The sequence below is a fragment of the uncultured Streptococcus sp. genome, assembly GCF_963456385.1.
In the GTDB taxonomy this organism is placed as follows: Bacteria; Bacillota; Bacilli; order Lactobacillales; family Streptococcaceae; genus Streptococcus.
In genome coordinates, this window is the sequence record NZ_CAUOLF010000037.1 from 1 (window position 1) to 7369 (window position 7369).

The following is a 7369-nucleotide window of genomic DNA, read 5'->3' on the forward strand; positions in this document are numbered from 1 at the left end:
GCAATAGTGTTGTACTTGAAGTCTGTCGTTGAAAAAATCGTATCGTCCGGCATGAAGGTCACTTTTGTCCCAGACTTGGACTTAGGTGCAGTGCCGATTTTCTTGAGTGTGGTGACAGGTTTCCCACCATTTTCAAAGCGCTGCTTGTAAACAGTGCCATCGCGTGTGATTTCCACTTCCAGCCAGCTAGACAGGGCATTGACAACAGAGGAGCCTACACCGTGAAGACCGCCTGAGGTCTTATAGCCACCTTGGCCGAACTTACCGCCGGCGTGGAGAACGGTGAAGATGACCTCAACCGTAGGAATCCCCATAGCGTGCTTGCCGACTGGCATCCCGCGTCCGTGGTCTGCGACAGTCAGACTGCCGTCCTTGTTGATAGTCACATCGATCCGGTCACCGAAGCCTGACAGGGCTTCATCGACAGCATTGTCCACAATCTCCCAGACCAGATGATGAAGTCCGGCTCCGTCGGTCGATCCGATATACATCCCTGGACGCTTGCGGACCGCATCCAACCCTTCTAATACCTGAATGGCATCGTCATTATAATTGTTAATATTGATTTCCTTTTTTGCCACAAGAACCTCCTAATGATTCATCTTTTCTATCTTACAAGTTTTTGGCAAATATTGCAAAGATTTTTTTGAAAAAAATGCTGATGAGAACGGATTTCAAACGAAGAACAATCCAATATCCGAGTAGACATTTCCTGCTATAAATTCTATCCTTTTCTATTGTAAGAAAGCGAAATAATGGTATAATAAAATCATGATGAACACGATAATTGGATTAATACTAGCATACTTACTGGGCTCTATTCCGACTGGACTTTGGATTGGGCAAATTTTCTTTAAAAAGAACCTGAGAGAATACGGCAGTGGCAATACCGGAACGACCAATACTTTCCGTATTTTGGGAAAGACGGCGGGGACGGCTACTTTTGCTATTGACTTTCTCAAAGGAACTGCAGCGACCCTGCTGCCTTTCTTTTTGCATATTGAGGGAGTTTCGCCGCTTGTCTTTGGCCTCTTGGCTGTGATTGGCCATACTTTTCCTATCTTTGCTGGCTTTAAGGGCGGCAAGGCTGTGGCAACCAGTGCAGGGGTTGTTCTGGGCTTCTCACCAGCCTTCTTTATTTATCTGATTGTTATCTTTGCCAGCATCCTTTATCTGGGAAGTATGATTTCTCTGGCAAGTGTGCTTTCGGCAGTTATCGCCATCCTGTCGGCGCTGCTTTTTCCTCTAGTCGGCTTTATCCTGCCCAACTATGACCTCTTCTTCACTCTGATTATCATTGCGCTAGCCTTGATTATTATCCTCCGGCACAAGGACAATATCCAACGTATAAAGCAGAAAAAAGAAAACTTAATCCCTTGGGGCTTGAATATCACACATCAAAATCCTGAGGCTAAGAAATAAAACGGAAGTGAACAACTTCCGTTTTATTGTGTCTTCTAACTAGTCTTCTTTGTGACTTTTCTTGATTCCTGCCAATCCAAAGAATCCTAAAACCATACCAACTAAGCTCAGGGCAACTGTTGATTCGCTGCCTGTCTGTGGCAGTTCTTTAGCTGCAGGATCCTTAGTGAAGGTCTTGGCAACATGAACTGCTACTTGCTTGGTTTGATTTGGCGTGTTAACCAGTGGCGCTGCCTGTTTTCCAGGATCAACTGCTTTGGAGCCAGCTGGGTAGGAAGCCGCATTAGCCGGATCCGTTCCTTGCTTGATTTCTTCAATATCTTTGTAGCCATCACCATCTGTATCCTTAGTGGATGAAATAGAGATAGCGCGTGAGTTTGGATTGATAACCGCATAGGCTGTCAAATCAGCTTTTGCCAGATAGTCTGCGAAGGCCACATCCATAGATGGTCCTTCCTCGCGAGGGCCACCCAGCATGGTATAGCCATCCCCACCAGCAGCCAAGAAGTCATTGGTCGTCAGATAGTAGGTCTTATTTGGATCAAGAGGCTCATAAACACCCGTTTCTTTGTTCTTAATCTCAATGTGGAGGACACGCTGATTAGCTGTCAGAGTCGTGTCGTAGTAGACTTTAGCCCCAGAGATTTGCAGGTAACCACCGCTTGGTTCTAGCAAGGGTTGTCCGTTCTCATCCAGCACAGGCTTGCCATCTTTTTCCTGAAGAATAGAGCCCAGAGATTTGGCAAACATATCTGCGATGTTTTGACCAGTTACCTTGATTTGCGAAATAGTGTTCCCGAAAGGCAATACGGCGATGACATCTCCCTTGGTGATTGGCTTGTCTTTGGCAATAGTTTCGCGCAGACCGCCTCCGTTAGTAACAGCTAAGTCTGTTTTATTGGCAAAGCCAGTTTGACCATAATCGTAGAGAGCATCGGCTACGACATTACCCAGATTGGTTTCCCGAACGCGGACATTTTCACGGTCGCCATTAAGCTCTACTGGGCTGTTTGCCACGATAACCTTAGCATTATCTGCGTCGTATCTGGCTTTAATCTTGCTGACCATGTCAGCTACAACTGGGTCAGGAGCGACTTTTTTAGCTGTTTCGGCAGGGATTTGCTGAGGATTTCCCAGAAGTTGATTAGCTTTGAAAGTTACTTTTCCGATATTATGGAGGTAACTACCGGTCTGGTTGTAGGTGACATTATCGCCATAAGTCGTAGACTCTACTGTATGGGAGTGGCCGTCAATAACGGTTACGCGCTTGCCCTTGAGCTTAGGATTTTTAGAAAGAGCTTCAGCCAGGGTTGAACCGCGCCACTCAGTTGGAGTTGTCGTGTCAACACCCAAGTGAGCTAGAACAACGTAGTTTTTGTAGTTCTTTCCTTCTGCCGCTGCGCGTGCTTCGATTTCGTCAATAACCCGATTAACCTCTGTAATTGGATCAGTGAAGGTCACACCTTGGATGTTTTTAGGGTGAGTTTTTGTAGAAGTTTCTGGTGTTGTCACACCGATTACCACAAACTCATCTCCCTCAACCGCTGGGTCCTTGTCTACAATGGTAGAGGCTTGGAAAACTCGAGCATTATTAGCGTAGGTATTGGAGCTGAGAAGTGGGAATTTAAGAATTTCCTTGTATTTCTTTGCCTCATCTAGACCAAAGTCAAACTCATGGTTACCGACTGCCATAGCATCGTAGCCAATTTCATTGAGGATTTTCGCACGTTCTTCCCCTTTTGAACTATTGGAAATTGGCAGACCCTGGAAGGCATCACCTGCATCCACAACTAGCACTTTAGGATTTTTAGCACGTTCTTCCTTGATAACAGTAGCTAGCTTGGCATCACCGATAACACCTTTTTCCTCTACGATGCGGCCGTGCACATCGTTGGTATGGAGAATCGTAGCCTCTGGTAGATTTTCAGACTGGGCTGGTGCTGCAGCGGCTTCTGTCGCAGCTGGACCAGCCGGAGCAGCTGCATTCTGACTATCTGCTGCTGGTTTTTCTTCTGCTGAAGCTGCTGGAGCAGTTGGTTGCGCTGCAGAAGCTGTCTCAGCAGCTGGCTGACTGGTCAACTCAGTCGTTGCCGGCTCTGGATTAGCCTGAGCCTCTTCCGCAGAGACTTGATGCGCCAAGAAAGCAGGTGCCAAAAGCACTGTTGATAGAACAGGTAAGATGAAAAATTTCTTCTTCATATAACGAACACTCCTCTTTAGTATTTTGTTATATTATACCTCTTTTTGGTTTAAAAAGGAACTATATCCTTAATATTTCCAAACATTCGTAATTTCAGAAATTTTCTAGAAAATTTTCTGTGTTAAAAAAGACCCTGAAATTCATCAGAGTCTAATCTGTATTATCCTTCAAAGACAACTTCCCCATCACAGATGGTAAACTTCACTTGGCCTTTAAGTTTTTCACCAACGAAAGGTGAATTGGCCGCCTTGGAGGCAAAGTGGTCAGTCACAAGTCTATCTGCTTCTGGGTCAAATATAGTCAAATCGGCAGGGCCATCCTGAGCGATGAAGCCAGCATTAAAACCATACAACTGAGCCGGATTAAGAGTCATTTTCTCTAAAAGTTCCATCAAGCTCAGATGACCTGCCTCTACCAAGTAGGTCAGTCCTAGGGAAAGCGAAGTCTCAAGCCCAGTCATACCAGAAGGCGCTTTAGTGATGTCTTCAACATTTTTCTCGTCAGCATGGTGTGGAGCATGGTCCGTCGCAATGACAGAAATGACACCAGATTTGAGCCCCTCGATAACTGCCAGACGGTCCGATTCTATGCGCAGAGGCGGGTTCATCTTAGCATTGCTGCCCTTGGTCAATAGCAGAGCTTCTGTCTTAGAGAAGTGCTGAGGCGCTGCTTCAGCAGTGACTTGAGCGCCTAGCTTCTGAGCGAATTCCACCACCTTTACACTCTCAGCCTTGGACAAATGCTGGATATGCACATGAGCCTTTGCATCATAAGCAATCATGATATCGCGGGCAATCATGCTGTATTCTGCCACACCTGTCGCGCCGCAGATATGAAAATGCTCTTTGGCGATATGCTCATTGAAACCGAGTATGCCGTTGAGATTAGGATCTTCCTCATGCAAGCTGATAAAGGTGTTATTTTTACGCGCTGCTACGAGCGCTTGACGGACAATGCCAGCGTTGGTCAGCGGAATACCGTCATCAGAAAAACCTACTGCACCTGCTGCCAAAAGACCTTGAAAATCTGTCAGATGCTGCCCATCAAAATTCTCTGTAATTGTTGCGACTGACTTGATATGGATATTTTCACGACTAGCCGACTCCAGTACTTCTTTCAGGGTTTCAACCGTTGAAATGGTAGGATTGGTATTAGCCATCATAACAACAGTCGTAAAGCCACCTGCTGCTGCTGCCAAAGCCCCCGTATGAATATCTTCCTTATGAGTCTGGCCTGGCTCCCGGAAATGCACATGTATATCCACCAAACCTGGAGCCACAACCAAACCACTGGCGTCAATCACTTTTGCTCCTTCTGCCTGCAAATCTTGACCGATTTTGACGATTTTCTTCCCCTCAACCAAGAGGTCAGCAATTTGGTCAAAACCAGTTTTAGGATCCATAACTCGTCCGTTTTTGATTAATAGCATCGTCTTATCTCCTTATTCGTAAAAGTCCACCTGCGTATCCAGCAGCTTATCCCCGTCATAAACAAACTTTGCAGAAAAGAAAGGCTTGTCTTCTAAAAGCCACTCAACAAAGGTATGATCGCCTTCCCAAGTTGGTTTAGACAAAACCTGGTTATAGGGCACCCATTCCAGAGTACCTTCGTTGCAGTCAATCAGTTCCCCCTCAAACTCCGTTACCTTGAAAACATAGGTATACCAGTCCAAGTCGGGAGTAAACTCTGGAAAAGTGATAACGCCTTTGAGGACAGGCTTGGCCTTTAGACCTGTTTCCTCTAAAATCTCACGTGCAGCGCATTCCTGTGGGGTTTCTCCACGCTCTAGCTTGCCACCAACACCAATCCATTTCCCAGCATGGACATCATTGGGCTTTTTGTTGCGGTGCAGCATGAGAAACTCCCGGCCATTATCGATATAACAAATCGTTGCTAACTGAACCATACTACCTCCTAAGCTAACCAATCAATAGGTTCCAAGCCCTTAGCCACTAAGAAATCATTGGTACGTGAAAAAGGTTTACTGCCAAAGAAGCCACGGTAAGCAGACAGCGGACTTGGGTGAGCTGACTCAATTATCAAATGTTGGGAATTGCTAATCAAGGCTTTTTTCTTGCGGGCGTAGGAACCCCATAGGATAAAGACAACTGGATCAGACTTTTCATTGACTACTTTGATAATAGCATCTGTAAAAGGCTCCCAGATTAAGCCGGCATGCGCATTGGCCTGGCCAGCAGGCACTGTCAGACCAGCATTGAGCAAGAGAACACCCTGCTGAGCCCAGGAAGTCAAATCATGCGACTCCTTCACTCCGATATCGTCTGCAAGTTCTTTAAGAATATTCTGCAAAGAAGGCGGAGCTGGAATGTCATCAGGTACCGAAAAACTTAAGCCCTGTGCCTGTCTCGGTCCGTGGTAGGGATCCTGCCCTAAAATAACCACCTTAACATCCGCTAAATCTGTCGTCTGAATCGCATTAAACACCTTTTCCCGAGGTGGGTAAACGGTCCCTGAAGCATACACTTCGTCTAAAAAATGATTGATTTTTGCAAAATAACCTTCCGGCAGCTGCTCCTTAATCAAAGCATGCCAAGCTGAATGCTGCATATATGTCTCCTTATGTCTCAATTTCACGAACTTGTTCATCTAGCTCTATGGCCGGATAATGGTCGGCTAGATAAGAACTAAAGCGACTCCAATTTTTCTCTTTGTACCTAAATGGCATAAACTGTTCCCTATAATCTTGATTTCTGACAATAAGGAAGAATTTCGGCGGCAAAAGAGACTTGCTTTTCTTGCCCTTGTATCGACTATATTTCTGATATTTATTCAAGAAAATCTGCCAAATTTGAGAATCAATCTTCCTAAAACAGAAATAGTTATGATAAGTAATGAGGCAATTCTTATAAATCAAAATCTTTAATTCTTTATCATGAAAATCAGCCTCTTCTTCTATTGTCTCAAAATCAGGAGTTGGAGATAATTCCTCCGTCATTATTTTAAGATACTTTCTATGCCTGCTAATATGCTCAGTTAATTCAAGAAATCGAACAAAAGCGAAACCAGAAATAATAATTCCACCAGCGACCCCCACATAAGCACTTTTTCTCTCACTCTTACTCGCTTCTTCCCGTACATATCCACTTCCATTATGAATCAAATAAGAAAAAACAAAAACGGTAAGCAAAATCAGAAGCGTAAGAAAAACGATTTTGTAAATAAAATTAAAAAACAAACTTCTCTTTATCATAAAATTTTAGAGATAACTTCCTTAGAACAAGGTAATAAGTACTTTTCTTTCCTATCTTATCCACCTAAGCGCTCTTTTGAGTTCAGCTGTGCCATTTTCCAGAAAACAAGAACCATGGGCTAGTATGATTTTCTCCGGTTGCCAAGCCAGCATCTGCTCCAGACATTCTTTGGCTTCTTTTTGATGACCGATAAATGTCATGCGGTAGTCAATAGGTGTCTGGCCATCCGGAGCTGCAACTCGAACTAATTTATAAGCCTTGCCGCGAATCTGACTTGGAAAATGCTCTGTTTCAAAATTCTCAATCAAATCTGTCAAGATCAAGGTTTGACTGTCCTTATGAAAAAAGACAACTTCCTCAATATAAGTACTTCCCTTGAAAACCAACTGATCTATCTGACCTGCCCAAGCTTCAGGAGACTCATCCGTCAGCTTTTCATCAAAGGAGACTGGGATTTTCTGCTTGGCTGCTCTCTCCTCAACTCCTGGGCTAGACCAAGCAATTGCCTTAGGATAATGCTTCTTCCAGTCAGCTA

General features: G+C 44.6%; 7 protein-coding genes and 1 pseudogene. 1 reads left to right on the forward strand and 7 read right to left on the reverse strand.

The window, feature by feature from the left end; all coding sequences use genetic code 11:
- Positions 1–581 (reverse strand): ATP-binding protein (locus RP262_RS11040; protein ID WP_311155178.1); only part of this gene is annotated, 581 nt, incomplete at its 3' end.
- A 190-nt stretch (positions 582–771) separates the two neighbouring features.
- Between RP262_RS11040 and plsY the strand changes: the two genes are divergently transcribed.
- The gene (gene plsY, locus RP262_RS11045) at positions 772–1422 is read left to right on the forward strand and encodes a glycerol-3-phosphate 1-O-acyltransferase PlsY (RefSeq protein WP_004191182.1); all 651 of its coding nucleotides are present in this window, start codon (positions 772–774) and stop codon (positions 1420–1422) included.
- Positions 1423–1461: 39 nt separating this feature from the next.
- Here plsY and nt5e read toward each other — a convergent pair whose 3' ends face one another.
- The 6 genes and pseudogenes from nt5e to RP262_RS11075 form a co-directional block, all read right to left on the reverse strand.
- Positions 1462–3621, reverse strand: a complete 2160-nt coding sequence (gene nt5e / locus RP262_RS11050) for a cell surface ecto-5'-nucleotidase Nt5e (RefSeq protein WP_311155179.1) — start codon at positions 3619–3621, stop codon at positions 1462–1464.
- Positions 3622–3782: 161 nt separating this feature from the next.
- Positions 3783–5051 carry a dihydroorotase gene (locus tag RP262_RS11055; RefSeq protein ID WP_311155180.1) on the reverse strand — a complete coding sequence of 423 codons (1269 nt, stop codon included), beginning with the start codon at positions 5049–5051 and terminating at the stop codon, positions 3783–3785.
- A gap of 12 nt (positions 5052–5063) precedes the next feature.
- Entirely contained in the window at positions 5064–5528 is a 465-nt protein-coding gene (locus tag RP262_RS11060) for an 8-oxo-dGTP diphosphatase (RefSeq protein ID WP_002917180.1), read from the reverse strand.
- Positions 5529–5536: 8 nt separating this feature from the next.
- Positions 5537–6190 (reverse strand): uracil-DNA glycosylase, encoded by a 654-nt coding sequence (locus RP262_RS11065; protein WP_311155181.1) that lies wholly within the window; start codon positions 6188–6190, stop codon positions 5537–5539.
- A 10-nt stretch (positions 6191–6200) separates the two neighbouring features.
- The gene (locus tag RP262_RS11070) at positions 6201–6818 is read right to left on the reverse strand and encodes a hypothetical protein (protein ID WP_311155182.1); all 618 of its coding nucleotides are present in this window, start codon (positions 6816–6818) and stop codon (positions 6201–6203) included.
- 66 nt (positions 6819–6884) lie between these two features.
- Positions 6885–7369: pseudogene (locus RP262_RS11075) on the reverse strand (DUF4336 domain-containing protein); the annotation flags it as partial.

Excerpts from the sequence above, each read along its gene's own strand:
- plsY (WP_004191182.1), top strand. The coding sequence starts at position 772 with ATGATGAACACGATAATTGGATTAATACTAGCATACTTACTGGGCTCT.
- nt5e (WP_311155179.1), bottom strand. The coding sequence starts at position 3,621 with ATGAAGAAGAAATTTTTCATCTTACCTGTTCTATCAACAGTGCTTTTG.
- RP262_RS11055 (WP_311155180.1), bottom strand. The coding sequence starts at position 5,051 with ATGCTATTAATCAAAAACGGACGAGTTATGGATCCTAAAACTGGTTTT.
- RP262_RS11060 (WP_002917180.1), bottom strand. The coding sequence starts at position 5,528 with ATGGTTCAGTTAGCAACGATTTGTTATATCGATAATGGCCGGGAGTTT.
- RP262_RS11065 (WP_311155181.1), bottom strand. The coding sequence starts at position 6,190 with ATGCAGCATTCAGCTTGGCATGCTTTGATTAAGGAGCAGCTGCCGGAA.